This window comes from Streptomyces sp. NPDC030809 (genome assembly GCF_055572195.1).
In genome coordinates, this window is the sequence record NZ_JBVIDV010000039.1 from 17,982 (window position 1) to 43,119 (window position 25,138).

Here is a 25,138-nt window from a genome sequence, read left to right on the forward strand (position 1 = left end):
CTGGAATTTTCCAGGCGGGGTCGCGGCTGAGGCGATGCAGGTGCTGGTGCTGTTCCATTGCGTCATTCGGATGAGCGAGGAGGTCGGTGAAGATGCTCCTCGCTCTGCTTGTGAGCGGCCTGGTCGTCGCCCTGGTGGTGATCGGCCTTTTCGTCTTCGGACTGCGGCGGCGGCTGATCCAGCGCTCCGGCGGCACGTTCGACTGCAGCCTGCGCTGGGACGTGCCCGAGGAGACCGACCTGTCCGGCAAGGGCTGGGTCTACGGGGTGGCCCGGTACAGCGGTGACCGCATCGAGTGGTTCCGCGTCTTCAGCTACTCCCCGCGGCCGCGCCGGCTGCTGGAGCGCTCGTCGATCGAGGTGCTCGCCCGCCGCGCCCCCGAGGGCGAGGAGGAGCTGGCCCTGCTCTCCGACGCCGTCGTGCTCGGCTGCCTCCACCAGGGGGTGCGCCTGGAGCTGGCGATGAGCGAGGACGCCCTGACCGGGTTCCTGGCCTGGCTCGAGGCGGCTCCGCCCGGGCAGCGCGTCAACGTGGCCTGAGCGCCGCCCGCACCCTCGCCTTCCGCCCGGACGGCCCTGAACGGCCGAATTCGGGTGACCTGTACGCATGTGTCTCGTTTGTGATGCGCCAACTGCCGCCGTCACAGGATCGAGGCCCCGCGATGATGCCGTTCCCCCGTGTTCCCGCCGCTTTCGCCACCCTGCTCCTCTCCGCCGGCGCCCTGAGCCTCGGAGCCGGCTCGGCGGCCGCCGCCCCCGGAGTGCTGTGCGAGGAGGGCACCTGGGCGCTGCCCGGCGGCCTGTACACCGTGTGCGAGAACGACGACTACGTGGTCCACACCTGCCCGCCCGGCAGCTCGGCGGTCCAGATCGACCAGGGCATCGCCACCTGCGAGTGGGACGAGGAGTAGCCGTACGGCCCGTCCGCGCGGCCGGGCCCACGGGTGAAGCCGGGGAGCGGGGGGCGGACCCCTCTCCCCGGCTTCGGTCCTCCCGGCGGGCGGCTGCTACTGCAGGCCGGTGTGGATCGCGTTGGCGAGCTCGCCGTTCGCGGTGTCCCCGCTGAACTCCCAGAAGAAGGCTCCCTTGAGCCCCTGGTTCTTCAGCCAGGTCATCTTCCCGGCGATGGTGGCGGGGGTGTCGTAGCTCCACCAGTTGCTGCCGCACTTGGCGTAGGCGGTCCCGGCGACGGTGCCGGTGGCCGGGCAGCTGGTCTTGAGCACCTTGTAGTCCTCGATGCCCTGCTCGTACGTGCCCGGGGCGGGGCCGGTGGCGGTGCCGCCGGGGGCGTCCTGGGTGACGCCGGTCCAGCCGCGGCCGTAGAAGCCGATGCCGAGGTTCAGCTTGGAGCCGGGGATGCCCTTGCCCTTGAGCTTGGTGATCGCGGCCTCGGAGTTGAAGCCCTGGATCGGGATCCCGTTGTACGAGGTCAGGGGGGAGTGCGGGGCGGTCGGGCCCTTGGCGTCCCAGGCGCCGAAGAAGTCGTACGTCATCACGTTGTAGAAGTCGACGTACGGGGCGGCGCCGGCGTAGTCGGCGGCGTCGAGCTTGCCGCCGTTGGAGCCGTCGGCGCTGATGGCGGCGGTGACCAGGTTGTTGGCGCCGAACTTCGCGCGCAGGGCCGCCATGAGGTTCTTGAAGGCCGCGGCCCCGCTGGTGTCGCAGGACAGGCCGCAGGCGTTCGGGTACTCCCAGTCGATGTCGATGCCGTCGAAGACGTCGGCCCAGCGGGGGTCCTCGACCAGGGCGTAGCAGGAGTCGGCGAAGGCGGCCGGGTTCGCGGCGGCCTGGCCGAAGCCGCCGGACCAGGTCCAGCCGCCGAAGGAGTACAGGACCTTGAGGTTCGGGTACTGCTTCTTGAGCTTGCGCAGCTGGTTGAAGCTGCCGCGCAGCGGCTGGTCCCAGGTGTCGGCCACGCCGTCCACGCTCTTGTCGGCCGTGTACGCCATGTCGTAGTCGGCGTAGGCGTCGCCGATGGTGCACTTGCCGCCCTGGACGTTGCCGAAGGCGTAGTTGATGTGGGTGATCTTTCCGGCGGTGCCGGAGGTCACCAGGTTCTTCACGTGGTAGTTGCGGCCGTAGACGCCCCAGTCGGTGAAGTAGCCGAGCTTGACCTTGCCGCCCGGGTCCGGCGGGACGGTGCCGCCGGTGGTGGCGACGGTCAGGCTGCCGGAGGAGGGGCCGGTCTGGTCGGCGGTGTCGCGGGCGGTGACGGTGTAGGTGTACGTGGTGGCCTTGGTGAGGCCGGAGTCCGCGTACGTGGTGCCGGTGACCGTGGCGATCTTGGTGGAGCCGCGGTAGACGTCGTAGTTCTTGACGCCCTTGTCGTCGGTGGCGGCGGCCCAGTTCAGGGTGAGGGAGGTCTCGCCCACGTTGGAGGCGGTGGGGGTGCCGGGGGCGCCGGGGGGATTGTCGCCGGGCGGCTGGGTGCCGTCGCAGGAGGCGCCGTTGATCTTGCAGCCGGAGGGGGCGCCGCTGCCGGTGCCGTTGAAGCCGAAGCTCACGGAGGCGCCGGGGGCGAGGGTGCCGTTCCAGTTGACGTTCTTGCCGGTCCAGTGGTTGCCGCTGTTGGTGACGGTGGCGTCCCAGGCGGAGGTGACCCGGGTGCCGGCGGGGTAGTCCCACTCGACGGTCCAGCTGGTCAGGGTGGTGGTGCCGGTGTTCTTGACCGTCCACTTGCCCTCGAAGCCGCTGCCCCAGTCGGAGACCTTGGTGTAGGTCGCCGTCGCGGAGCCGGCGGCCTCGGCGGGGGAGGCCAGGCCCACCAGGCCGGCCAGCGGGAGGGCGAAGGCGGCAACGGTCGCCGCCATTCTGGACAGGATGCGCGTGCGCGGGGGTGCTGTGCTCAAGGGTGCTCCTCCGTAGGTCCGTCGGCATCGGGAGGTCGACAACGACATGGGGGTGGGACCTGCGCCGCCCGTGAGCACGCTTTGTCATGGCACGCTCACCACAGTGTTGCGGTGAGACTAGAAAGGTCTGGACCAAGCGTCAAGAGGTCCAGACCTTACCCGGCGGGGCTTCGCCGCTTCTTGGCTAGATCCCCAACTCCTGTGCCAGCACGGCCGCTTGGACCCGGCTACGCAGCTCCAGCTTGCCCAGCAGCCGGCTGACGTGCGTCTTCGCCGTGGCCTCCGCCATCTCCAGCCGGGCCGCGATCTCCGCGTTCGACAGCCCCTGGCCCAGGCAGGACAGCACCTCGCGCTCCCGCGGGGTCAGCGCCGCCACCGCAGCCTCCCGGGCCGCGTCCGGCCGCCGGACCGGCTGCGGGGCCGCGAACTCGGCGATCAGGCGGCGGGTCACGGCCGGTGCGATCAGGCCCTCCCCGCCCGCCACCGTCCGCACCCCCGCGATCAGGTCCGCCGCCTCCGTGTTCTTCAGCAGGAAGCCGGCCGCCCCGGCGCGCAGCGCCCCGAACACGTACTCGTCGAGGTCGAAGGTGGTCAGGACGAGTACGTCGGCCAGGCCCTCGGCGACCACCTGGCGGGTGGCCGAGACCCCGTCGAGCCGGGGCATCTGCACGTCCATGAGCACCACGTCCGGACGCAGCTCGCGGGCCAGCCGGACCGCCTCCTCGCCGTCCGCGGCCTCGCCGGCCACCTCGATGTCCCCCGCGCTGCGCAGGATGAGCACCAGCCCGGCCCGTACCGCCTGCTGGTCCTCGGCCACCAGCACCCGGATCGTCATGCCTTCACCGCTTTCTCGTCGGCGGGCAGCTCGGCCCGCACCCGCCACCGGTCCGGACCCTCCGGCCCGGCCTCGAACTCCCCGCCGAGCAGGGCCGCCCGCTCGCGCATGCCGACCAGCCCCGCACCCGAGCCCGGTGCTCTCGGACCGGAGCGGTGCTCACTGCACGGACTGTCGATCCGGACCGTGAGCACCCCTCCCGCCAGGGCAAGCCGCACCTCGACCCGCCCCGGCGCCGCATGCTTGATCGCATTGGTCAGCGACTCCTGCACGATCCGGTACGCCGCCAGGTCCACCGGCGCCGGCAGCCCGCCGCCCCTGGTCCCCGCCGCCGGGCGCTCGTCGTGCAGGACGAACTCCAGCCCGCTCGCCGACCCGTTCCGCCGGGCCTGCTCCAGCAGCGCCTCCAGCCCGTCCAGGGTCGGCGCCGCCACCGCCTCGCCGTCCCCGCCCGCCGTCCGCAGCAGCCCGATCAGCCGCCGCATCTCCGCCAGCCCCTGCACGCTGTTCTCCCGGATCACCCCCAGCGCCTCCCGGCTGGTCTCCGGCGAGTCGATCGACAGCGCGGCGGTCGAGTGGATCGCGATCGCCGACAGGTGGTTGGCCACCATGTCGTGCAGCTCCCGCGCCATCCGGGCGCGCTCCGCGGTCACGGCCTGCTTGCGGTCCATCTCCGCCAGCAGCGCCGTCTGCTCCGCCCGCAGCCGGGCCGCCTCGGCGGTGTCCCGGTGGCTGCGCACCGCCGCGCCCGTGACCGCCGGGAAGAAGCAGATGATCGACGTCACCACGCCGAGCATCAGCGCCTCCGCGTCCTGCCACCAGGCCACCGCGGCCACCGTCACCGCGATGGTGATCCCGGCCGTCGTGAACGGCAGCCGCCGGGCCATGCGCGCACTGCCGTACACCACGGCCGCGTACATCAGGTCCGTGAACATCATGACCGTGGCCATGCTGCCGACCGTGACCTGGTCCGCGACCACCGCGCAGCTGCCCACGAGCAGGGCCGTCCGCGGGGCGGTGCGCCGCAGCAGCTCCAGTCCCGCCGTCACCGCCAGCGGCACGAGGACCACCCACTCGGGCACCAGCCGGCGCCCGGCGTTCAGGTGCAGGCCCAGTGCGTACAGCACCAGGCCGATCAGCAGGCTGACCGCGGCGATCAGCACGTCGTGGCGGTGCGGGCGGGGGAGGGTCACCCCGCCATCCAACAGGGTCCGGAGCCGGTACGCGTCACCGTTCCGGACTCCGGCCGGCCCCGCCGCGTACATCGAAGGATGCAGGCGCGGTTCACCACCGGAGAGGAGGTGCGGGCGCCGCCGCCCGGCGACAGTGGGAGTGCGGCCGGAAGCCGGCCGACGCACCCCGACCGCCCGAGACCCGGAGGACGTCGTGATCGTCGCGCTCATCATCGCCTGCGAGGTGGCGTTCTGGCTGCTGCTCGCCGCCGGGCTGGCCCTGCGCTACGTGGCGCGGATGCCGCGCGCCGGGGCCGCCGTCCTCCTCTGCGAGCCCCTGCTGGAGCTGCTGCTCCTCGTGGTCACCGTGATCGACCTCCGCGGCGGTGCCCAGCCGGACTGGAAGCACGGCCTGGCCGCCGTCTACATCGGCTTCTCGGTGGGCCTCGGCCGCCACACCATCCGCCGGGTCGACGCCTACGTCGCGCACCGCTGGGCGGGCGGCCCGCCGCCCGCCAAGGCCCCGGCCGGCGGCCAGGCGCGCACGGTGTACGAGTGGCAGTCCGCGGGCCGCTGGATCCTCTCGGCCGCCGTGGCCTGGGCCCTCCTCCAGGCCGCCGCCTGGTTCGTCGGCGGCGCCGCGGCCGCCCCCCTGCACGGCTGGCAGACGAAGATGCTCTGGGTCATCGGCATCAACCTCGTGATCGCCCTCTCGTACACCTTCTTCCCGAAGCAGGAGAAGGCCGTGGGCGCCGGCCGCTGAGTCCCCGCCCCGGTCCTCAGCGTTCGCCGCCGGGAACCCACAGGACGTCGCCGGTCTCCTTGTTCGCGATGCGGGCCAGGATGAACAGGAGGTCCGACAGGCGGTTGAGGTAGGTGGCCGTCAGCGGGTTCATGGTCTCGCCGTGGACCTCCAGGGCGGCCCAGGTCGAGCGCTCCGCCCGCCGCACCACCGTGCACGCCTGGTGCAGCAGGGCCGCCCCCGGGGTGCCGCCGGGCAGGATGAAACTGCGCAGCTTCTCCAACTGCTCGTTGAAGCGGTCGCAGTCCGCCTCCAGCCGGTCCACGTAGAACTGCTCGACGCGCAGCGGCGGGTAGGCCGGGTCCGGGACCACCGGCGTGGACAGGTCGGCACCCACGTCGAAGAGGTCGTTCTGCACCCGGGTGAGGACCGCGACGACCTCGTCCGCGAGCCCGCCGAGCGCGATGGCGGTCCCGATGACGGCGTTCGCTTCGTTGGCATCTGCGTACGCGGAGATGCGCAGGTCCGTCTTGGCGGTGCGGCTCATGTCCCCCAGGGCGGTGGTGCCCTTGTCGCCGGTACGGGTGTAGATGCGCGTCAGATTCACCATGCCGCCAGCCTAGTCAGATCCGGGCCGGAGGCGGCCCGGGCGGTCCGGGGCGGCGCTCAACTGCACGGCTGCCGCGCCCGGATGGGCCGTACCGGTGTGATGTCCGTCATCTGAGACGTGACGCGTGTTACTTCCCGGTCACACGGCAGCTCACGGGCGCTAGTCTCCGCCGGAGAGGCCGGAGAATCGACAGAGATCCAGAGGTGTGCAGTGGCTGGGAAGCTTGCCGTCATCGGTGCCGGACTGATGGGTTCCGGTATCGCTCAGGTGTCCGCCCAGGCGGGCTGGGACGTCGTCCTGCGCGACGTCACCGACGCCGCGCTGACGCGTGGTACGGACGGCATCAAGGCCTCGTACGACAAGTTCGTCTCGAAGGGCAGGCTCGCGGCCGAGGACGCCGAGGCGGCCTTCGCCCGCATCACCACGACCACCGACCTCGACGCCGTCGCGGACGCGGACATCGTGGTCGAGGCCGTCTTCGAGAAGCTGGAGGTCAAGCACGAGATCTTCCGCTCCCTCGACAAGATCGTCCGCGAGGACGCGGTCCTCGCCTCCAACACCTCCGCGATCCCGATCACGAAGATCGCCGCCGTGACCGAGCGCCCCGAGCGGGTCGTCGGCACCCACTTCTTCTCGCCGGTCCCGATGATGCAGCTCTGCGAGCTCGTCCGCGGCTACAAGACCAGTGACGAGACCCTGGCCACCGCCCGCTCCTTCGCCGAGTCCGTCGGCAAGACCTGCATCGTCGTCAACCGCGACGTGGCCGGCTTCGTCACCACCCGCCTGATCTCCGCCCTCGTCGTCGAAGCGGCAAAGCTCTACGAATCGGGCGTGGCCTCCGCCGAAGACATCGACATCGCGTGCAAGCTGGGATTCGGCCACGCGATGGGGCCGCTGGCGACCGCAGACCTGACGGGCGTCGACATCCTGATGCACGCCACCAGCAACATCTACACCGAATGCCAGGACGAGAAGTTCGCGCCGCCGGAGCTGATGCGGCGCATGGTCGATGCCGGTGACATCGGCCGCAAGAGCGGACAGGGCTTCTACAAGCACTGAGCGAGCGCGACCGTTCGACTGCCTCACCCTGGAGGGTGAATTAAGTATCGGTTCGCTCACGGTCGGCAACTTCCCTGCCCGCAAGGCAGTCACTTCCAGTGAGAGTTGCCGACCTACGGACCACACGTACGCAGCACCTGCCGGGGAGCACACATGCACATCAGGGGCGACCACGCCGAACTCGCTGTCGGGGGCCGCCTCGACGTGCGCAGCGCGGCGGACGCCCGAACGGCCCTCCACTCCGCCCTCGACGACGGAGTCGGCGACCTCGTCCTGGACCTCACCGGGCTCGACTCCTGGGACGCGACCGGACTCGGCGTCATCATGGGCGCCCACCGCCGGGCCGGGCGCACCGGCCGCCGGCTCGTCCTGCGCGGGGTGCCCCCGCAGATGCAGCGGCTGCTCGTCGCCACCCGGCTGCACCGGATCCTCGCCATCGAAGGCGGACTGGCGGCGGAGTCCCTGCCCCGGGTCTGAGCCCGCGGGCTCCCCGCCGCCCCCCTGCGCGGTCTCCGCACCGCCTCCTCCCCGCCGGCACGTCCGAGTCCGTAACGTGATGGTCCCGTGCGGACGGGACCCCGGCTGTTCCCGGATACTGGGCGTACGTCTAGGGTTCGGCCGTCGGCTCTTGGTGAACCCACGGGCGGACGCCGGACCAGATGCGACAGCGGAGTGTGCGAAGGCCGGGAGGAACGACGGCGCACGACGCGATCGGGGGGCTTTGGTCATGGACCGGATACAGGGGCTCGGGGCAGCGGGCGACGGCGGCGACGCGACGCAGGCGCGCCGTCCCGGACCCGCCCGGATCACCCGGCTCGACTGCGGCGACATATCCCTGACGGTCAACCCCGTCGACGGCAGCGAGATAGAACCGCGCCGGCCCGACGCCCCCGCGCTCACCGCCGCCCGGCGCACCGCCGAGGACCGCGCCGCCCGCGCCGAGGCCGCGCTGCCGCCCGTACCCGCCGGCACCCTCCTCCCCGCCCTGCCCCTCCTCGAACGCGACGAGGACCGCGAGCGCCTGCTGCGCCTGCTCGCCCGCGGCCGCTCCGTACGCGTCCTCGGGCCCGCCGGATCCGGCCGGTCCGCCCTCCTCGACGCGGTCGCCGCCGACTGCGCCGGACTCGCCCCCGACGGGGTGGTCCGGCTCTCCGGCCACCGGCAGACCGCCGGCGACCTGCTCCACGCCCTGTACGCCGCGGTCTTCGACGCCCCGCTGCGCCGCCCCGACCTCGCCGAACTCCTCGCCCGCACCGCCGAGATCGGCGCCGTCGTCGTCATCGACGACCTGGAGCTCGGCGGCACCGGGCTGGAGGAGCTGCTGCGCGCCACCCCCGAGTGCGCCTTCCTGCTCGCCGTCGCCCCCGACAGCCCGGCCGCCGGGGACACCGGCCCCGCCGAGCACCTCGAAGACCTCACCCTGGCGGGCCTCACCAAGGCCGCCGCCACCGAACTCCTGGAGCGCGCCGCGATGCGGCCGCTCACCGACGAGGAGAAGGACTGGGCCGGGGACCTCTGGTTCGCCTCCGAGGGCCTGCCCCGCCACTTCGTCCAGGCCGCCGCCCTGCTGCGGCAGCGCGACGCCATCAACCACGTGGACGAGGACGAGGACGGGGAGGAGCCGGGGGTCTTCGGGGAGCGCACCCGCGAGCGGGCCCACGTCGGCCTGCCCACCCTCGGCCAGGCCGCCGCGCCCGCCGTGCTGCTCGCCTCCCGCCTCAGCGAGTCCGCCCGCGCCACCCTCCGCTTCGCCGTCGCGCTCGGCGGGGAGGTCCCGCACCAGGCCCACCTGCCCGCGCTCGTCGGCGACACCCACGCCGACGCCGCCGTCGGCGAACTCCTCGCCTGCGGACTGCTCACCCCGGTCGGCTCCCGCCACCGGCTGGCCCCCGGTGTGCTCCCGCAGCTGGAGGAGGCCGGGTACGGGGACGAGGCCGCGGAGCAGGCCCTCACCGCGGCCCGGCACTACGCCTGGTGGACCGGGCACGGCTCGGTGACCCCCGAGCGGGCCGCCGCCGAGGCCGACGCCGTCCTGGCCGTCCTCGCCGCCCTGGTCCCGGGCGCCCCCGAGCAGGAGAAGGAGGGCATCGCCGCCGCCCTGGAGCTGGCCCGCACCGCCGCCCCCGCCTTCGCCGCCGGACTCCAGTGGGGCGCGTGGGAGCGGATCCTGCGCTCCGGGCAGGAGGCCGCGCGGATCGCCGGAGAGGTCGCGGAGGAGGCCTACTTCCACCACGAGCGCGGCATCCTGGCCCTCTGCAACGGCCAGCTCGACCGGGCCCGCGCCGAACTGGAGGCCTCCATCGGCCTGCGCGGGGCGCTCTCCGACAAGCGGGGCACCGTCGCCGGCCGCCGCGCCCTGGCCCTGGTCGACGACCGCGAGGGCGGGCCGCGCGGCTCCGCCCCCCTCTCGCCGCCGCTGGTGCTGGAGGCCCCCAAGCCCTCCGAGGCCCTGACCCAGGCCCTGCCCCGGACCGGCCTCACCGGCCTGCCGCCGATGGGCGAGGAGACCCCGCCCGCCCCGGAACCCGTCAAGCACGCGTTCCCCACGCTCACCCCGCCCAGCGAGGTCACCGCCACCCCGCCGCGCCCCGTGGTGCCCGTCCTGCCCCCCGAAGGGCCGGCCGGTTCCGCCCGCCCGTCCCTGCTGCGCGGGACCCGGCGCAACCTGTTCGCGGCCGCGGGCGCGGCCGTCGTGGTCGCCGTCCTGGGCACGGTGGTCGCGCTCGGCCTCGGCGGGGCGGAGCAGCCCTCGGGCGGCGGGCAGCGCAGCGGCCAGTCGGTGAGCGGCGGACAGAGCGGCAAGCCGGGCACCGAGGAGCCGGAGAACGCCACCACCCGGCAGCCCGAGGGCGGATTCACCCCCGGCGCCGGCGCGGCCGGCCAGTCCGGCGGAGCCGGGGACGCGGGCGGCTCCACGGGCGGCCCCTCGGGCACTCCCGGCCCCGGCGGCTCGCCGAGCGCCACGGGGCCCGGCACCAGCCCCAGCCCGTCCGGCCCGGGCGGCAGCTCGCACCCCAGCCCGCCGGCCACGACCGGCACCCCGGGCGGCGGCACGGCCACGCCGGGGACCGGCGGTACGGACACGGGCGGCGCCGACACCGGGGGCACCGACACGGGCGGTGCGGACACGGGCGGTACGGACACCGGGGGCACCGACACCGGCGGTACGGACACCGGTGGCACCGACACCGGCGGTACGGACACCGGCGGCACCGACACGGGCGGCACCGACACCGCAGGCACCACCGGCACGGGCACCGGCACCGGTACGGGCACCACGACCGGCACCGGCACGGCCTCCGGCACCTCCGCCGGAAACGGCAGCACCCCGTAGTCGCCGCCCGGCCGGGGCCGGGGGACTACGGGGTGCCGGGCGTACGCCGCAAGCGCCTCAGAACAGCCGCAGCTTGTCGTCCTCGATGCCGCGCAGCGCGTCGTAGTCGAGCACCACGCACTCGATCCCGCGGTCGTTCGCCAGCACGCGCGCCTGGGGCTTGATCTCCTGGGCCGCGAAGATGCCCTTCACCGGCGCCAGGTGCGGGTCGCGGTTGAGCAGTTCCAGGTAGCGGGTGAGCTGTTCGACCCCGTCGATCTCGCCGCGGCGCTTCAGCTCGACGGCCACCGTGGCCCCTTCGCCGTCCCGGCACAGGATGTCCACCGGCCCGATCGCCGTCATGTACTCGCGGCGGATCAGCGTGTAGCCCTCGCCGAGGGTGTCGATCCGGTCGGCCAGCAGCTCCTGGAGGTGCGCTTCCACGCCGTCCTTGATCAGGCCCGGGTCCACGCCAAGTTCGTGGGAGGAGTCGTGCAGGACTTCTTCCATCGTGATGATGAGCTTCTCGCCCGCCTTGTTGACGACGGTCCAGACGCCGGCCTCGTCCCCGCTGCCCTCCTTGAGGGTGCACGGCGGGGACATCCAGTTGAGCGGTTTGTACGCCCGGTCGTCCGCGTGGATGGACACACTGCCGTCGGCCTTCACGAGGATCAGACGGGGTGCGGAGGGCAGGTGGGCGGTGAGCCGGCCCGCATAGTCGACGGAGCAGCGGGCGATGACGAGACGCATGGTCCGCAACGCTACTCGACCGACCCGCCCCGGCGCGATTCGCCCCTGAAAGCCCCCTTCGCTGGTGGCTCGTTGTATGCGCATTCTCCTGGTGCCGCACCCGAGGGGCGCCTACCGTGTAAGCGGGAGGTCGTCGGCCGTGCACGCTGCGTCGCCGCCTCCTTCCCTGCCCGTAAGACCTCGGTCGCCCGGGGTCGCGAGAGGAGAACTCATGTCGCTCGACGTCTCACCGGCCCTACTCGAACAGGCCGAGCGAGGCGAGGTCGACGAAGCCGCCTTCGTCGACTGCGTCCGGACCTCCCTGCCGTACGCATGGGAGATGGTCAGCTCACTGGTGGACCGGCTGAAGGTGGACGGCGGGGAGTTCGCCGACAACCAGACGCCCCCGCCGGACGAGCAGGCACGCGGCCAGCTGCTGCGCGCCCTTGCGAGTGACGCGATACGCGGTGCCCTGCAGCGGCATTTCGGGGTGCGCCTGGCGTTCCAGAACTGCCACCGGCTGGCGGTGTTCCCGCTGGACCCGGCGGCTGACGACAGGCTGGCCAAGTTCACGTCCATCCGCGGACAGCTGCTCAACCAGTCGCCGGAACTGCGGGACTGCTAGTACTCCGCTGCTGCTCGCGGCCCGCGGAACGCGCGGGACGAGGGTGGCGGTCCCCGGGGGGTGTGCTCCGGGCACACCCCCTTCAGCGCGCTGTTCAGCCGAGCCGCGGCAGGACCTCGGCCCCCAGCCGCCGTACGTTCTCCTCGGTGGCGGCCAGGTCCCCCGAGCCCTCGACGAGCAGCGCGAAGCGGGTGATCCCCGTGCGCTCGGCCGTGGCCGCGAGCCGGTCGGCGGCCAGCTCCGGAGTGCCCACCGGGTGCAGTCGGCACAGCAGTTCGGTGTACTCCACCGGGTCCCGCATGGTGCGCGGCCGTCCGTCCACGGTCTCGTACGCCGCCAGGCCCTGCCGCAGCCAGCCGGGCATGGCCTTCACCAGGGTCTCCACCGCGTCCTCGGTCCGGTCGGCGAGCTGGGCCACCCCCGCCGAGACGTGCCCGGCGGCGGCCACGGCGTGCCGCGGGTGCCCGGCCGCGAGCGCGGTCTCCCGCCACAGGGCGACCATCCCGGCCTTGTCCTCGTCCCCGCAGTGCATGCCCAGCAGCATCGGCAGCCCGCGCTCGGCGGCCAGCCGCACCGAGGCGGGGGAGGTGCAGGCGACGACCACCTCGGGCCCGCTGCCGTCCCTGTCCAGGGCCTCGGCCGGCCGCGGTACGACAGCCACCTCGCGGAAGGAGTACCGGTCGCCCCGGGCCCCCACCCGGGGCTCCGCCAGCCAGCGCCGCAGCAGGTCGAGGGACTCGGGGAAGCCGTTCTCGTACGCGCCGAGCCCGGCGTCGAAGACCTCCAGGTCCACCCACGGCCCGCCGCGGCCCACCCCGAGCGTGAACCGGCCCCCCGAGGTCAGGTGCAGCAGTGCGGCCTGCTCGCCGAGCGCCACCGGGTGCTGGGTGGGCAGGACGCTCACGGCCGTGCCCACGCGCAGCCGCCGGGTGCGGCCCAGCATCAGCGCCGCGAGGGTCACCGCGGACGGGCAGACCCCGTACGGGATGAAGTGGTGCTCGGCGACCCAGGCGGAGTCGAGCCCCGCCTCCTCGGCCACCTCGGCGGTCCGCACCGCGCGGTGCAGCGCCTCCCCCTGCCCCTGGCCCGGGAACTGGGCCGCCAGTACAAAAGCTCCGACACGCATCGCCCTCTGCCTCCTTGCGGCTGACGCGGGTTCCCCCCGATGGCAACAACGTCTGACACGTGCCAAGGGCACGGGTGGAGACGGAAGTTATTGAGATTGTCGGGGAATCACTCCTGGGAGAGCTGCGGAGTGCCGCCCTCCGCCTGCCACGATGGGGGCACCGGGGACCGCGCCGCGTAGTCTGGAGGAAAATCCCCGTCCGCCGCAGCTACGTGAGGTATACGTGTCACCGCGCCACAACCGCCCCCGGGGCGGCGAGAATCCGCCGGAGCGCGACAGCGCCGGCGTGGACCGCTACGGCCTGGAGCGCACGGAGGAGTGGCAGGGCGAGGACTGGAAGGTCCGGCAGGTGTCCGGCGCGAGCGCGCAGGGCAAGCGGTACCGCTGCCCGGGCTGCGACCAGGAGATCCCCTCCGGGGTGCCGCACGTGGTGGCCTGGCCGGAGTACGGCGGTGTGGACGACCGCCGGCACTGGCACAAGGCCTGCTGGAACGCGAAGGACCGCCGCACCTCGCGGGTGCAGCGGTCCCGCAACGCTCCGCGCCACTGAGCCGGGGCGCCCGGCCCCCGGGCGGCGCCCGGCCTCAGATGTCCCGGCGGGCCGTCACCGCGAACGCCCCCGCCACCGCGGCCGCGGTCACCAGCGCGAGCAGCACCAGCTGCCGCACCGGCTGCGCCCCGGCGTCCTCGCCCGCCATCGGCAGCCCGAACATGTCGCCGAGGGCCACCGGCGCGTTGTAGCGCAGCACCAGCCGGGACAGGCCCTGCGTGCTCTCCCAGACGGTGAGGAACCCGCCGAGCACCGGCGGGAGCGTGACCACGCCGAGCATCACCGCGATCGCCCCCGCCGAATGCCGCAGCATGGCGCCCACCGCCAGGCCGAGCACCCCGAGCAGGGTCACGTACAGGCTGCCGCCGAGCGCGTGCACCCACTCCTCGGCCCCGTGCCGGCCCGCGCCCGGCCCGCTGTGGAACAGGGCCGTGGCCAGGCCCACCAGCAGCACGGAGGCGGCGGTCACCGAGAACGCAAGACCCGTGAAGACGAGGAACTTGGCGGTCAGCACCCGGTGCCGCTCGGGGGCCGCGGTGAAGGTGGTGCGCACCAGTCCGGTGCCGTACTCCGAGGTGATCGTCAGCACGCCGAGCACCATCACGCTGAGCTGGCCGACGAAGAGGCCGAAGAGTGCCGGGGTGAGGAAGGGGACCTGGGCGTAGTCGGTGTCCGCCGTGTTGAGGATCGCTATCGCGCCGATCCCGGTCACCAGCCCGGCCAGCGAGCCCAGGGTCCACAGGGTGGAGCGGACCGAGACCATCTTCGTCCACTCCGAGGCCACGGCATGGGCCAGGGTGGGCCGGGTGGCGGGCAGCGGCGAGGTGTACCCGTCGGGGCGGGCGCCGGCGGCGGGGGCGGTCATCGGGGGTCCTCGGGGGTGGTCGGGGCCGCGGGGGAGGCCGGGGCCTGGGCCAGGTCGCCGGGCCGGGCCGGCATCAGGAACGGCTTGCCGCCGCTGCCGGGGGGCGGGGGCGCGTACCAGCCCTCCGCGGGCACCTGCGGGGGCTCCTCCTCGGGCCAGGGCCGCAGCCCCTGGGGCTCCGGCTCCCACAGCTCGGCGCGCGGGTCCTCGGACGAGGTGTACTCGACCGCGCCCTGGGTCATCCGCATGTACGCCTCCTCCAGGGAGGCGCGGTGCGGGGAGAGCTCCCACAGCCGCAGGCCCGCCTCGTGGGCGAGGTCGCTGATCCGCGGCAGCGGGATGCCGGTGACGCGCAGGGCGCCGTCCGGCTCGGTGAGCACCCGGCCCCCCGCGCCGTCGAGCAGGGCGGCGAGCGCGTCCCGCTCCTCCCGGCCGGAGCCGGCCGGGCGCACCCGGGCGAAGTCGGCCGAGTTGCGGGAGATGAATTCGCTCACGCCCATGTCGGCGAGGAGCCGGCCGCGGCCGATGACGATCAGGTGGTCGGCGGTCAGCGCCATCTCGCTCATCAGGTGCGAGGAGACGAAGACGGTGCGGCCCTCGGCGGCCAGCTGCTTCATGAGGTTGCGCACCCACAGGATGCCCTCGGGGTCGAGCCCGTTGACCGGCTCGTCGAACAGCAGCACCTGGGGGTCGCCGAGCAGGGCGGCCGCGATCCCGAGCCGCTGGCCCATGCCGAGGGAGAAGCCCTTGGTCCGCTGCCGGGCCACGTCCTGGAGGCCGACCACGCCCAGCACCTCGTCCACGCGGCGCTCCGGGATCCCGGAGAGCTGGGCGAGGGCGAGCAGGTGGGTGCGGGCCCGGCGGCCGCCGTGGACCGCCTTGGCGTCGAGGAGGGCGCCGACGTGCCGCTGGGCGTTCGGCAGCTCGCGAAAGGGCTGCCCGTTGATCGTGACCTGACCGGAAGTGGGCCGGTCCAGGCCGACGATCATGCGCATGGTGGTCGATTTGCCCGAGCCGTTCGGCCCCAGGAAGCCGGTCACGAGACCCGGCCTGACCTGGAACGACAGCTGGTCGACGGCGGTCTTCGCGCCGAAGCGCTTGGTCAGGCCGACTGCCTCGATCATTGCTCTGCCCTTGCTCTGCCCCGTGCCAGGCCCGGACGGCTTTCGTCCGCGTAAGGGTTAAGAGCTTATCTGCGGGCTGACGGTTCCGTCCCGTCCCGAAGGCGGGGGAAGACCCTGATACAACCCTGAACTGTCCCTGACATCCCTAGGGGGCGGGCCCCGGGGAGCCGGGCGCGCCCGGCCCCCTCAGGCGTCCCGGTACTTGATCACCAGCCAGCCCCCGAGCAGGGCGAGGACCACCCACAGCAGCATGATCCCCAGCCCGCCCCAGGGCCCGTAGGGGGCCGGGTCGCTGCCCATGGCCTGCGGGACCACCTGCATGATCTTGGAGCCGGCCTGGTCGGGGAAGTAGCGGGCCACCTCCTTGGCCCCGGGCACCGCGGCCAGGATCTGCGAGACGAGGAAGAAGAACGGCATCAGGATGCCCAGCGAGAGCATCGAGCTGCGCAGCATCGCCGCCACGCCCATCGAGAAGACGGCGATCAGGGCCATGTAGAGCCCGGCGCCCACCACCGCCCGCAGCACGTGCGGCTCCCCGATCGAGGTCCGGTGGCCGCCCAGCAGGGCCTGGCCGAGGAAGAAGGACAGGAAACTGGTCGCCATCCCGATCACCAGCGCGAGCGCGGCGGCCACCGCGATCTTGCCGAAGAGGAAGAGGGTGCGCTGCGGGACCGCGGCCAGCGAGGTGCGGATCATGCCCGAGCTGTACTCGGTGCCGACCACGAGGACCCCGAAGACCACCATCGCCAGCTGCCCGAGGACCATCCCCGAGAAGCTGACCAGGGTGGGGTCGAAGGTGGCCCGCTCCAGCTCGGACAGGTGCTCGAACCGGGACCTGGTCAGGGCGCACAGCGCGGCACTGAGCGCGACGGTCACCACGAGGGCGCTGACCAGCGTCCACGTGGTCGAGGCCACCGTGCGGATCTTGGTCCACTCGGAGGCGAGGACGGCGGGTACGGAGGCCATCGGTCAGTTCCCCCCGAACCGCTCGTCGTACGAGGAACCCCAGCGCGGGGTGTCCGCGGCCGCGGGGGCGGACCCGGGCGGTCCGGACGCCGCCGGGAGCGGCAGCCCGTCCGGACCGGCCTCCGGACCGGCGCCGGGGGAGTGGGCGTGGTACTCGACCGCGCCCGCGGTCATCCGCATGAACGCCTCCTCCAGCGAAGCCCGCTGCGGGCTCAGCTCGTGCAGGACCAGCCCGTCGCGGGCCGCCAGCTCACCCACCTGCTCGGCGGTGAGCGCGTCCACCTCCAGCGCCCCGCCGCCGGCCTCGACCGCGGTGACCCCGGCCGCGTGCAGCAGGTCCCGCAGCCGCTCCTGCTGCGGGGAGCGCACCCGCACGAAACTGCGCGAGTTCCGGTGGATGAAATCGGCCATCGAGGTGTCCGCGAGCAGCCGTCCCTGGCCGATGACGATCAAATGATCTGCGGTGAGTGCCATTTCGCTCATGAGATGGCTGGAAACGAAGATCGTTCTCCCCTCGGCCGCGAGCCCTTTCATGAGATTGCGGATCCAGTGAATTCCCTCCGGGTCCAGACCATTGACGGGCTCGTCGAACATGAGGATCTCCGGATCACCCAGCAGCGCGGAGGCGATTCCCAGCCGTTGTCCCATGCCGAGCGAGAAACCTTTCGACTTCTTCCGCGCCACCGCCGTCAGGCCCACCGTGTCCAGCACCTCCGCCACCCGGCTCGCCGGGATCCGGTTGGACTGGGCCAGGCACAGCAGGTTGTTGTAGGCGCTGCGCCCGCCGTGCATCGCCTTGGCGTCCAGGAGGGCCCCGATGTACTTGAGGGGCTCGTCCAGCTCCCGGTAGTGCCGGCCGTCAATCCGGACCGTTCCGCTGGTCGGATTGTCCAGATCGAGCATCATCCGCATCGTCGTCGACTTGCCCGCCCCGTTGGGCCCCAGAAAGCCCGTCACCACCCCCGGCCTGACCTGGAAGCTGAGGTGGTCCACCGCGGTCTTCGTCCCGAATCGCTTCGTGAGGCCCTCCAGCTCAATCATGCGGCTCACGCTAGAACGGCCAAGGGCCCCCCGCCACCGCAGTGACGTAGGGGGCCCTTGGCCGCACGGGGGTGTGGTGCCGCGAACGGCGGGGGGCTAGCGGCTCTGCTGCGCCGGGACCCCGCGGGTGACCGGCTCGTCGTCGATCGGGGAGCCGGCCGCCGCCACGGCGGCACCGGTCAGCGTGGCCAGCATCTCGCGGACGTTGGTCAGCTGCGCGTTGATGGAGTCGCGGCGGTTGGTGAGGGCCGCGAGCTCGCGCTCGGATTCGCTGCGGATGCGGTCCGCCTTGGCGTTCGCGTCGGCCACGATGTCCTCGGCCTGGCGCTGCGCGGTCTCCACCGTCTGGCGGGCCCGGCGCTCCGCGTCCGTACGCAGCTTCTCGGCCTCCAGGCGCAGCTGCTCGGCCCGGTGCTCGATCTCGGCGAGGCGCTTCTCGGCCTTGGCCTGGCGGGAGGCCAGGTCGCGCTCGGACTGCTCGCGGCGCTTGGCCAGGTTGGTCTCGAAGTCCGCGGCGGCCTGGGCGGCCTTGGCGCGGGTCTCCTCGAAGAGCGCGTCCGCCTCCTCGCGCTTGGAGGCGGCGTCCTTCTGGGCCTCGGCCCGCAGGGTGGCGGAGTCGGCCTTGGCCTTCTCCACGATGCGGACACCCTCGTCCTCGGCCTTCGCCTTGCGCTCGGCGGCGAACGACTCGGCGTCGTTGCGCACCTGCTGGGCCGCCGACTCGGCGAGCTCGCGGTGCTGCTCCGCGGCGCGGCGGGCCTCCTCGCGCAGGTCCTTCGCCTCCTCCTCGGCGAGCCGCAGGATCTTCTCGACCCGGGCGCCGAGACCGGCGTACGACGGCTCGGCGTCGTTGACCTGGGCCTGGGCGTTCTGCGTCTCGAGGTGGAGCTCCTCGATGCGCTTCTCCAGGGAGTTGATGCGGGACAGGGCGCTGTCACGGTCGGCGACGAGCTTGGAAATGCGGTCGTCCACCTGACCGCGGTCGTAACCACGCCGCACGAGCTCGAAGCCGAAGGGGGAGGAAGTGTCGCTCATGGGGTTCCTGTCGAATGAGACCGATGAGGGTGCTAGGTGAGGTGTTAAGGGGAATCCTAGGCGCCGGGACGGCGTGTCATCGAGTCAATCCGCGTTTGATCTGGACAATGACACCCCTTTTGAGTGGCAAGGCGACGGAATGCTTGTCACTCGTTCGACTGAAACTTCATCAGGAGCACACATCCAGTCTCGCTGGCTAGCCGTCAGACGACTTGCCACCCGAACGAGTGGAACCCGCGGCCGCTCCGGCCTTGACCCCGCCCCCGGCCGGACCGCCCTGCGAACCGATGGTCTTCCCGCCACCCGTAGGCGCCTCGAATGATTCCAACGCCTCAAGCACGTCCTGGACACGGGAGATCTCCGCCTGAATGTCCTCCCGGCGGCGCACCAGCACCTCCAGCTCGCGCCGGCCCTCGGCGACCATCTGCTCGGCCTCGGCCGCAGCCTCCGCACGCAGCCGCTCGGCCTCGCGCGCCAGTTCGGCCTTCTTCTGCTCGGCCTCCTTGAGCAGCTGCTCGGCCTTGCGGACCGCGGCGATGCGCACCTTGCTCGCCTCGCTGCTCGCCTCCGACACCAGGTTCTTCGCCTTGCGCTCGGCTTCCTCGCTCTGCTCGGTGGCCGCCTTGACCAGCTTGTCCACCCGCTCGCCCGCGGTCTTCATCTGCTCCGCCGACTCCCGGCGGGCCCGCTCGTGGAGCTCCTCCACCTCGGACTCGACCCGGGACCGCAGCTCCTCCGCCCGCTCCCTTATGGCCGCGGCGTCCGTCCGCGCACCGACCAGCAGCTCGTCCGCGTCCGTACGGGCCTTCTCCACCAGCGAGTTGCCCTCGACGGTGGCCTCCGCGGTGATGCGCGCGGCCTCCTTGCGGGCCGCGTCCACCATCGAATCGGCCTGCTCCTCGGCCGCCGTGGTCGTCGCCAGCGCCGTCTTCTGCGCCTCCGCCGTCAGCTTCTCCGCCTCGGCCGCGGTCTCGCCGATGAGCCGGTCCACCTGCTCGGCCGCCTCGGTGCGCTTCTTGTTCGCCGCCTCGCGGGCCTCGTCGAGCAGCCGCTCGGACTCCTCGCGGGCCTCCGTGCGCAGCCGCTCGGCCTCGCCGGCCGCCTCGGCCTTGAGCCGCTCGGACTCCTCGCGGGTACGGGTGGCGTGCTCCTGGGCGGATGCCAGGGTCTGCGCCGCCTCGGCGCGCAGCCGCTCGGCCTCCGCGGCCGCCTCGCCGACGGTGCGGTCGTTCGCCTTGCGGGTCTCCGCCAGCAGCCGGTCCGTCTCCGAGGTGGCCTCGGCGACCAGCCGGTCGGCCTGCTCGGCGGCCTCGGTGCGCAGCCGGTTGCTCTCGGCACGGGCCTCGTCGAGGGTCTGCTCCGCCTCGCGCTCCGCCGTCGCCAGCGTCTCGCCGGCCGCCACGGTGACCCGCTCGGCCTCCGCGGTGGCCTCGCCGATGATCCGGCCGCCCTCCGCGCGGGCCTCGTCGAGGGCCTGCGCGGCCTCGGTGCGCAGCCGCTCGGCCTCCTCGCGGACCTCGGTGCGCAGCCGCTCGGCCTCCTCGCGGACCTCGGTGCGCAGCCGCTCGGCCTCCTCGGCGGCCTCCCCGACCGTGCGGTCGTTGGCGGCCTGCGTCTCGACCGTCATCCGCTCGGTCTCGGCCGTCGCCTCGCCGATCAGCCGGGCGGACTCGGCACGGGCGTCCTCCAGCACCTGCGCGGCCTCGGCGCGCACGGCCTCGCCGTCCTCCGCGGCCTTCTCCCGTACGGACTCGGCCTCGGCGGCGGCCTCGGAGCGGATCCGGTTGGCGTCCTCGCGGGCGTCGGCACGGGTGCGCGCGGCATCGCGCTCCGAGGCGGCCAGGGCGTCCGTGGCCTCGGTGCGGACCCGCTGCGCGTACTCGGCGGTGTCGCTGCGCAGCTGCTCGGCCTCGGCGATCGCGTCGGTGACCGTACGCTCCGCCAGCGCCTTCGCGGCGTCCGTCTCGGTCCGCGCGTCGGTGCGGATCCGGTTCGCGTCCTCGGCGGCCCGCTCCCGCTCGGCGTGCGCGTCGGCGCGGACCCGGTCCGCCTCCTCCTGCGCCTCGGCACGGGTGCGCTCGGCCGCGTGCTCGGCGGCGCTGCGCAGCCCGGCGACCTCCTCCTCGGCCTGCTCGTGCAGCCCGGCCACCGACTCGCGGACCTCGCGGGCCGTGGTCTCGGCCGCCGACACCAGCTCGGCGGCCCGCTGCTCGGCCTCCTCGACCAGCCGCTGCGCCTCCGCCTGGGCCTCCTCGACCCGCTTGCGGGCCGCGGCGAGCAGCTCCTCGCTCTGCTCCCGCGCCTGGGCGCGCTCGTTTCCGGCCTCCTCACGGGCCGCGGACAGGGTCTCCTCGGCCTCGCGGCGGCGCCGGGCGGCCTCCTCCTGGGCGGCGGCCAGCGCCTCGGCGGCCTCCTCGGCTACCCGCTCGGCGGCCGACTTGGCCTCGGCGCGCAGCCGGTCCGCGGTGTCCTGGGCCTCGGCGCGCAGCCGCTCCGCCTCGGCGGCGGCCTCCGCCCGCAGGCGCACCGCGGCGGTCTCGGCCTCGGCGCGGGACCGGGCCGCGTCGTCGGCGGCCTCGTCGCGCAGCCGTACGGCCTCCTCCTCGGCCTGCCCCTGGAGCGTGCGGATCCGCTCGGCGGACTCGGTGCGCAGCCGCTCTGCCTCCTCGGCGGCCTCCCGCCGGATCCCCTCGGCGGCCGCGCGGGCATCGCGCAGGGTCTCCTCGGCGCCGGCGAGCCGGCCCTCGGCCTCCTCCTGGAGGCGGGCCAGCTCGGCGGCGGCCTCCTCGCGCCGGGCGGCCAGCACCCGGTCGGTCTCCTCGCGGCGCTCGCGGGCCGCGTCCTCGGCCTCGGCGCGGACGGCCTCGGCCCGCTCCTCGGCCTCGGTCCGCAGCCGCTCGGCCTCGGCCCGGGTCCGCTCCAGCGTCTCCTCGGCCTGCTTGCGCAGGGTGGTGGCCCGCTCGATGGCCTCGGACCGGACCCGCTCGCTCTCGGCGCCGGCCCCGGCGCGCAGCTCGTCGGCGTCCGACTTCGCCTTGGTCAGCAGCTCCTCGGCGGTCTTGGCCGCCTCCTCGATCTGCTGGACGGCCTCGCGGCGGGCCTCGCCGCGGATCCGCTCGCCCTCGGCGACCGCCTCCGCGCGCAGCTGCTCGGCCTCGCCGCGCAGCCGGCGGGCCTCCTCCTGGAGCTCGACCGTCTTGGCCCGGTACTCCTCGGTGTCGTCCTTGGCCGCGCCCTTGAGCTGCTCGGCGGTGGCCGCGGCCTGGGTGCGCAGCCGCTCGGCCTCCGCCTCGGCCTCGCGGCGGATCCGCTCGGCCTCCTCGGTGGCGGCGCGGGTGGTGGCCCGGGCGTCCTCGGACGCCTTGTTGAGCACGTCCTCCGCGGTGCGGGCCGCCTTCGCGAGCTGGGCCGCGGTGTCCTCGGCGGCGGCCGTACGGGCCTGCTCGCCGGCCTCGACGCGGATGCGCTCGGCCTCGGTCCGGGCGTCGGCCACGAGCTGCTCGGCCTCGGCCTTGAGGGTCTCGGCCTCCTTGGTGGCCTCGCCGACCAGCCGGGCGACCTGCTCCTTGGCGGTGCGGGTGCGCTGCTCGTTGACGGACTCGGCCGAGGCGAGCTGCCGTTCGGCGGTCTCCTTGGCCTCGGCGAGCAGCTTCTCCGCCTCGGCGCGCGCCTCGCGCAGCGTCCCGTCGGCCTCCTGCACCCGCTGCTCGGCCACCCGGCCGAGGTCGAGGGTCTGCTGCCGGGTCTGCTCGGCCTCGGCGGAGGTGGCGGAGCGCAGCCGCTCGGCGTGCTCGGTGGCCTCCTGGGCCTGCGCGGAGGCGGCGGTCAGCAGCCGCTCGGCCTCCTTGCGGGCGCGGACGAGGGTGGCCTCGGCCTCGGTACGGGCCGCCTCGGCCTCCGCCGACATCCGGCGGCGGGTCTCCTCGGCCACGCGGGCGGCCTCGGCGCGGGCCGCATTGAGGGCCTGGTCGGCCTCGGCGCGGGACTCCTCCATCAGGCGCCGCGCCTGGGCCTCCGTACGGGCGCGCAGCTGCTCGGCCCAGGCCACGTTCTCGTTGACGTGCGACTCGACGGTCTGGCGGCGCTCGTTGAGCTCCTGGTCCAGACGCTGGCGGCGGCTGACGGCCTCGGCGTGCAGCTCGGCCTGGAGCCGGGCCTGGTGCTCCGCGTGCTCCTGGAGGATGCGCTGGGTCTGCGCCCGGGCCTCGCGCAGCTCGCGCTCGGCGTCGGTGCGCATCTGGTCGGCCTGGATCTGCGCGTTGCGGAGCAGCTGCTCGGCCTGGTAGCCGAGGTCCGCGGAGTCGTAGGCGGGCCGGGAGGCGAGGTTGCGGCGCGCCTCGTGGAGCTTCGCGCGCAGCACCTCGACCTGGTAGCCGAGGTCCTCGGCGTGCTGGACGGCCTTCTCGCGCTCCTTCTTCAGCCGCTCCATCTCGGCCTCGAAGCGCGAGAGATGGTCGGCCTCAGCCTGATGGCTCTCCTGGCGTTCGTAGCCCCGCACGGCGCGGTCCCATCCGTCCCCTGGTCGCAAGCTCTCTCCCAAGAGCGCCGTCCGCCCGCTGAACGGCGCCCCCGGGGCATGGTGTCAGATTCCCGCTGCCGGTCAGGAGGTCCCAACCCCGCAACACAGCACCAAACCCCGGCCGAGCCACGGCCACTCTACCGGCCGTGGAATCCGGGGGTCAGTGCTCAGGGCGGAGAGGTCAGTGGCCGGGGGCGGAGGTGACCAGTTCGGTGAGGACGCCGTGGCAGTCCTTGGGGTGCAGGAAGGTGATGCGCGAGCCCATCGAACCGGTGCGGGGCTCGTCGTACAGGACCCGGACGTTCTTGCCGCGGATGGCCTCGGCGTCCCCGTCCACGTCGGCGGTGCCGAAGGCGATGTGGTGGACGCCCTCGCCGTTCTTGGCGAGCCACTTGCCGACCGCGGAGTCCTCGCGGGTGGGCTCCAGGAGCTGGAGGTAGGAGGCCCCGCCGTCGGAGGTCTCGTTGATCTTGAGCATGGCCTCGCGGACGCCCTGCTCCTCGTTGACCTCGGTGTGGAACACCTCGAAGCCGTACGTGGCACGGTAGAACTCGACGGTCTTGTCGAGGTCGAAGCAGGCGATCCCGATGTGGTCGATCCTTGTCAGCATGCCCCCAGTGGACCGGTCGGCCCGCGGTTACGCAACGTGCGGGCGATCACACCGGCTGCCCGGTGACGGCGGTGGTACCGCTGAGTACATTCAGGTAAACCCTCGTTCACTCCTCAGTCTCCCCAGTTGAAAGGGGATTCGCCTCATGTCCGGAACGAACAGCACCACGTCGGTGATCGTCGCCGGGGCCCGCACGCCCATGGGACGTCTTCTGGGTTCCCTCAAGTCGTTCTCCGGTGCCGAGCTCGGCGGGATCGCCATCAAGGCCGCTCTGGAGCGCGCCGGCGTCTCCGGCGACCAGGTCCAGTACGTGATCATGGGCCAGGTGCTCCAGGCCGGCGCGGGCCAGATCCCGGCCCGCCAGGCGGCCGTCAAGGCGGGCATCCCGATGAACGTCCCCGCGCTGACCGTCAACAAGGTCTGCCTCTCGGGTCTCGACGCCATCGCCCTCGCCGACCAGCTCATCCGCGCCGGCGAGTTCGACATCGTGGTCGCGGGCGGCCAGGAGTCGATGACCAACGCCCCGCACCTGCTCCCGAAGTCCCGCGAGGGCTACAAGTACGGCGCGATCGAGATGCTCGACGCGATGGCGTACGACGGCCTGACCGACGCGTTCGAGAACATCGCCATGGGCGAGTCCACCGAGAAGCACAACGGCCGCCTCGGCATCGAGCGCGCCCCGCAGGACGAGTTCGCCGCCGCCTCCCACCAGCGTGCCGCCGCCGCGCAGAAGAACGGCGTCTTCGAGGCCGAGATCACCCCCGTGGAGATCCCGCAGCGCAAGGGCGAGCCGGTCGTCTTCGCCCAGGACGAGGGCATCCGCCCCGAGACCACGGCGGAGTCCCTCGGCAAGCTCCGCCCCGCATTCGCCAAGGACGGGACGATCACCGCCGGCACCTCCTCGCAGATCTCCGACGGCGCCGCCGCGGTGGTCGTGATGAGCAAGGCCAAGGCGGAGGAGCTGGGCCTGGAGTGGCTGGCCGAGATCGGCGCCCACGGCAACGTGGCCGGCCCCGACAACTCCCTCCAGTCGCAGCCGTCGAACGCGATCCTGCACGCCCTGAAGAAGGAGGGGCTGGAGGTCTCCGACCTGGACCTGATCGAGATCAACGAGGCCTTCGCCGCGGTCGCCGTCCAGTCAATGAAGGACCTGGGCGTGACCCCGGAAAAGGTGAACGTCAACGGTGGCGCGATTGCCCTGGGCCACCCGATCGGCATGTCCGGCGCCCGGGTGGTGCTCCACCTGGCGCTGGAGCTCAAGCGGCGCGGCGGCGGCGTCGGCGCGGCCGCCCTGTGCGGCGGCGGCGGCCAGGGCGACGCCCTGATCGTGCGCGTTCCGCAGGCGTGACCCCGTAACACCCGGACGAGG

The 25,138-nt window shown here is 73.3% G+C and carries 22 protein-coding genes; 9 read left to right on the forward strand and 13 right to left on the reverse strand.

Translation table 11 applies throughout. The annotated features are described in order from the left end of the window. Window positions 1-92 precede the first annotated feature (92 nt). Both ACZ407_RS33630 and ACZ407_RS33635 read left to right on the forward strand, forming a co-directional pair. On the forward strand, window positions 93-539 hold the full coding sequence (locus ACZ407_RS33630) for a DUF2550 domain-containing protein (RefSeq protein ID WP_226733335.1): 447 nt from the start codon (window positions 93-95) through the stop codon (window positions 537-539). Window positions 540-661: 122 nt separating this feature from the next. Beyond that, complete coding sequence (locus tag ACZ407_RS33635) at window positions 662-910, forward strand: hypothetical protein (protein ID WP_468135085.1); 249 nt, start codon at window positions 662-664, stop codon at window positions 908-910. 96 nt (window positions 911-1,006) lie between these two features. Here ACZ407_RS33635 and ACZ407_RS33640 read toward each other — a convergent pair whose 3' ends face one another. The 3 genes from ACZ407_RS33640 to ACZ407_RS33650 all read right to left on the reverse strand — a co-directional run bounded on the left by ACZ407_RS33640 (window position 1,007) and on the right by ACZ407_RS33650 (window position 4,876). Then, entirely contained in the window at window positions 1,007-2,896 is a 1,890-nt protein-coding gene (locus ACZ407_RS33640; protein ID WP_468135087.1) for a glycosyl hydrolase family 18 protein, read from the reverse strand. Between the two features lie 136 nt (window positions 2,897-3,032). Further along, window positions 3,033-3,683: a response regulator gene (locus tag ACZ407_RS33645; protein WP_468135089.1), complete on the reverse strand. Its 651-nt coding sequence runs from the start codon at window positions 3,681-3,683 to the stop codon at window positions 3,033-3,035. Next, the gene (locus ACZ407_RS33650; RefSeq protein WP_468135091.1) at window positions 3,680-4,876 is read right to left on the reverse strand and encodes a sensor histidine kinase; all 1,197 of its coding nucleotides are present in this window, start codon (window positions 4,874-4,876) and stop codon (window positions 3,680-3,682) included. The genes ACZ407_RS33645 and ACZ407_RS33650 overlap by 4 nt, the downstream gene beginning before the upstream one ends. A 193-nt stretch (window positions 4,877-5,069) precedes the next feature. Between ACZ407_RS33650 and ACZ407_RS33655 the strand changes: the two genes are divergently transcribed. Continuing rightward, window positions 5,070-5,618, forward strand: coding sequence for a hypothetical protein (locus ACZ407_RS33655; RefSeq protein WP_468135093.1), 549 nt, complete (start codon window positions 5,070-5,072; stop codon window positions 5,616-5,618). Between the two features lie 16 nt (window positions 5,619-5,634). Here ACZ407_RS33655 and ACZ407_RS33660 read toward each other — a convergent pair whose 3' ends face one another. Beyond that, on the reverse strand, window positions 5,635-6,207 hold the full coding sequence (locus tag ACZ407_RS33660) for a cob(I)yrinic acid a,c-diamide adenosyltransferase (RefSeq protein ID WP_468135095.1): 573 nt from the start codon (window positions 6,205-6,207) through the stop codon (window positions 5,635-5,637). Between the two features lie 210 nt (window positions 6,208-6,417). On the opposite strand from ACZ407_RS33660, the gene ACZ407_RS33665 reads away from it, so the two are divergent. The 3 genes from ACZ407_RS33665 (at window position 6,418) to ACZ407_RS33675 (ending at window position 10,600) form a co-directional block, all read left to right on the forward strand. Then, the gene (locus ACZ407_RS33665; protein WP_468135097.1) at window positions 6,418-7,266 is read left to right on the forward strand and encodes a 3-hydroxyacyl-CoA dehydrogenase family protein; all 849 of its coding nucleotides are present in this window, start codon (window positions 6,418-6,420) and stop codon (window positions 7,264-7,266) included. A gap of 153 nt (window positions 7,267-7,419) precedes the next feature. Next, the gene (locus ACZ407_RS33670; RefSeq protein ID WP_468135099.1) at window positions 7,420-7,743 is read left to right on the forward strand and encodes an STAS domain-containing protein; all 324 of its coding nucleotides are present in this window, start codon (window positions 7,420-7,422) and stop codon (window positions 7,741-7,743) included. 250 nt (window positions 7,744-7,993) lie between these two features. Beyond that, window positions 7,994-10,600 carry an ATP-binding protein gene (locus tag ACZ407_RS33675; RefSeq protein WP_468135101.1) on the forward strand — a complete coding sequence of 869 codons (2,607 nt, stop codon included), beginning with the start codon at window positions 7,994-7,996 and terminating at the stop codon, window positions 10,598-10,600. Window positions 10,601-10,657: 57 nt separating this feature from the next. Here ACZ407_RS33675 and nucS read toward each other — a convergent pair whose 3' ends face one another. Continuing rightward, a complete protein-coding gene (nucS, locus tag ACZ407_RS33680) occupies window positions 10,658-11,329 on the reverse strand; it encodes an endonuclease NucS (protein WP_468135103.1) in 672 nt (223 codons plus the stop codon). Between the two features lie 211 nt (window positions 11,330-11,540). On the opposite strand from nucS, the gene ACZ407_RS33685 reads away from it, so the two are divergent. Next, on the forward strand, window positions 11,541-11,933 hold the full coding sequence (locus ACZ407_RS33685; protein WP_468135105.1) for an SCO5389 family protein: 393 nt from the start codon (window positions 11,541-11,543) through the stop codon (window positions 11,931-11,933). Window positions 11,934-12,027: 94 nt separating this feature from the next. Here ACZ407_RS33685 and ACZ407_RS33690 read toward each other — a convergent pair whose 3' ends face one another. Then, complete coding sequence (locus ACZ407_RS33690; protein WP_468135107.1) at window positions 12,028-13,059, reverse strand: LLM class flavin-dependent oxidoreductase; 1,032 nt, start codon at window positions 13,057-13,059, stop codon at window positions 12,028-12,030. Between the two features lie 223 nt (window positions 13,060-13,282). On the opposite strand from ACZ407_RS33690, the gene ACZ407_RS33695 reads away from it, so the two are divergent. After that, complete coding sequence (locus ACZ407_RS33695; protein WP_468135109.1) at window positions 13,283-13,609, forward strand: ATP/GTP-binding protein; 327 nt, start codon at window positions 13,283-13,285, stop codon at window positions 13,607-13,609. A gap of 34 nt (window positions 13,610-13,643) precedes the next feature. Here ACZ407_RS33695 and ACZ407_RS33700 read toward each other — a convergent pair whose 3' ends face one another. The 7 genes from ACZ407_RS33700 to mce all read right to left on the reverse strand — a co-directional run bounded on the left by ACZ407_RS33700 (window position 13,644) and on the right by mce (window position 23,769). Next, window positions 13,644-14,474: an ABC transporter permease gene (locus tag ACZ407_RS33700; protein WP_468135111.1), complete on the reverse strand. Its 831-nt coding sequence runs from the start codon at window positions 14,472-14,474 to the stop codon at window positions 13,644-13,646. Beyond that, a complete protein-coding gene (locus ACZ407_RS33705) occupies window positions 14,471-15,598 on the reverse strand; it encodes an ABC transporter ATP-binding protein (protein WP_468135113.1) in 1,128 nt (375 codons plus the stop codon). Before ACZ407_RS33705 ends, ACZ407_RS33700 begins: the two co-directional genes overlap by 4 nt. Window positions 15,599-15,784: 186 nt before the next feature. After that, a complete protein-coding gene (locus tag ACZ407_RS33710; RefSeq protein WP_468135115.1) occupies window positions 15,785-16,564 on the reverse strand; it encodes an ABC transporter permease in 780 nt (259 codons plus the stop codon). A gap of 3 nt (window positions 16,565-16,567) precedes the next feature. Then, window positions 16,568-17,605: an ABC transporter ATP-binding protein gene (locus tag ACZ407_RS33715; protein ID WP_468135117.1), complete on the reverse strand. Its 1,038-nt coding sequence runs from the start codon at window positions 17,603-17,605 to the stop codon at window positions 16,568-16,570. Between the two features lie 96 nt (window positions 17,606-17,701). Then, window positions 17,702-18,640 carry a cellulose-binding protein gene (locus tag ACZ407_RS33720; RefSeq protein ID WP_468135119.1) on the reverse strand — a complete coding sequence of 313 codons (939 nt, stop codon included), beginning with the start codon at window positions 18,638-18,640 and terminating at the stop codon, window positions 17,702-17,704. Window positions 18,641-18,836: 196 nt separating this feature from the next. Further along, window positions 18,837-23,138, reverse strand: coding sequence for a polarized growth protein Scy (gene scy / locus ACZ407_RS33725; protein ID WP_468135145.1), 4,302 nt, complete (start codon window positions 23,136-23,138; stop codon window positions 18,837-18,839). 202 nt (window positions 23,139-23,340) lie between these two features. Then, window positions 23,341-23,769, reverse strand: a complete 429-nt coding sequence (mce, locus tag ACZ407_RS33730; protein WP_468135121.1) for a methylmalonyl-CoA epimerase — start codon at window positions 23,767-23,769, stop codon at window positions 23,341-23,343. A 145-nt stretch (window positions 23,770-23,914) separates the two neighbouring features. Here mce and ACZ407_RS33735 point away from each other — a divergent pair, with 145 nt between their 5' ends. Further along, entirely contained in the window at window positions 23,915-25,117 is a 1,203-nt protein-coding gene (locus ACZ407_RS33735; RefSeq protein ID WP_468135123.1) for an acetyl-CoA C-acetyltransferase, read from the forward strand. The last annotated feature ends 21 nt before the right edge of the window (window positions 25,118-25,138 follow it).

Excerpts from the sequence above, each read along its gene's own strand:
- ACZ407_RS33630 (WP_226733335.1), top strand. The coding sequence starts at position 93 with ATGCTCCTCGCTCTGCTTGTGAGCGGCCTGGTCGTCGCCCTGGTGGTG.
- ACZ407_RS33635 (WP_468135085.1), top strand. The coding sequence starts at position 662 with ATGATGCCGTTCCCCCGTGTTCCCGCCGCTTTCGCCACCCTGCTCCTC.
- ACZ407_RS33640 (WP_468135087.1), bottom strand. The coding sequence starts at position 2,896 with ATGTCGTTGTCGACCTCCCGATGCCGACGGACCTACGGAGGAGCACCC.
- ACZ407_RS33645 (WP_468135089.1), bottom strand. The coding sequence starts at position 3,683 with ATGACGATCCGGGTGCTGGTGGCCGAGGACCAGCAGGCGGTACGGGCC.
- ACZ407_RS33660 (WP_468135095.1), bottom strand. The coding sequence starts at position 6,207 with ATGGTGAATCTGACGCGCATCTACACCCGTACCGGCGACAAGGGCACC.
- ACZ407_RS33670 (WP_468135099.1), top strand. The coding sequence starts at position 7,420 with ATGCACATCAGGGGCGACCACGCCGAACTCGCTGTCGGGGGCCGCCTC.
- ACZ407_RS33675 (WP_468135101.1), top strand. The coding sequence starts at position 7,994 with ATGGACCGGATACAGGGGCTCGGGGCAGCGGGCGACGGCGGCGACGCG.
- nucS (WP_468135103.1), bottom strand. The coding sequence starts at position 11,329 with ATGCGTCTCGTCATCGCCCGCTGCTCCGTCGACTATGCGGGCCGGCTC.
- ACZ407_RS33685 (WP_468135105.1), top strand. The coding sequence starts at position 11,541 with ATGTCGCTCGACGTCTCACCGGCCCTACTCGAACAGGCCGAGCGAGGC.
- ACZ407_RS33690 (WP_468135107.1), bottom strand. The coding sequence starts at position 13,059 with ATGCGTGTCGGAGCTTTTGTACTGGCGGCCCAGTTCCCGGGCCAGGGG.
- ACZ407_RS33700 (WP_468135111.1), bottom strand. The coding sequence starts at position 14,474 with ATGACCGCCCCCGCCGCCGGCGCCCGCCCCGACGGGTACACCTCGCCG.
- ACZ407_RS33705 (WP_468135113.1), bottom strand. The coding sequence starts at position 15,598 with ATGATCGAGGCAGTCGGCCTGACCAAGCGCTTCGGCGCGAAGACCGCC.
- ACZ407_RS33710 (WP_468135115.1), bottom strand. The coding sequence starts at position 16,564 with ATGGCCTCCGTACCCGCCGTCCTCGCCTCCGAGTGGACCAAGATCCGC.
- ACZ407_RS33715 (WP_468135117.1), bottom strand. The coding sequence starts at position 17,605 with ATGATTGAGCTGGAGGGCCTCACGAAGCGATTCGGGACGAAGACCGCG.
- ACZ407_RS33720 (WP_468135119.1), bottom strand. The coding sequence starts at position 18,640 with ATGAGCGACACTTCCTCCCCCTTCGGCTTCGAGCTCGTGCGGCGTGGT.
- mce (WP_468135121.1), bottom strand. The coding sequence starts at position 23,769 with ATGCTGACAAGGATCGACCACATCGGGATCGCCTGCTTCGACCTCGAC.
- ACZ407_RS33735 (WP_468135123.1), top strand. The coding sequence starts at position 23,915 with ATGTCCGGAACGAACAGCACCACGTCGGTGATCGTCGCCGGGGCCCGC.